Consider the following 359-nt stretch of genomic DNA (forward strand, 5'->3'; position numbering starts at 1 on the left):
ACGACATTAAATATAGGAGGATTATCAAATAAGGAAGGTAAAATAGTATCACGAGGTGTAGTGGAATTAACTACGCCTAATGAGTACGAATATGAAGGTCTTGTAGAAGGAGATTATGTAACTACATTAAAAGGGAAAAAGGTAACGGTAAATGAAAAAATAAATAGAAATAATACTCTTGAGCTGATAGGCGAAAAGGGAATAAACTTAAAAGAAGATATAGTATCGAGAATATTAAGTATAGATACAAAAGAGGAATTAGAAAATAAGAAAGAAATAAAAGGACTTGATACATTATCGGTAAGGGCAAAAAATATAGAAAATGAAGGTCGACTTTTAAGTGATAAAAACCTTTATGT

General features: G+C 29.5%; 1 protein-coding gene. It reads left to right on the top strand.

Annotated elements, in window-relative coordinates:
- Window positions 1-359, top strand: a 359-nt coding sequence (locus EII29_RS12450) for a hypothetical protein (protein ID WP_158612563.1), incomplete at both ends; no start/stop codon positions are given.

Source organism: Leptotrichia sp. OH3620_COT-345, from assembly GCF_003932895.1.
Lineage (GTDB): Bacteria > Fusobacteriota > Fusobacteriia > Fusobacteriales > Leptotrichiaceae > Pseudoleptotrichia.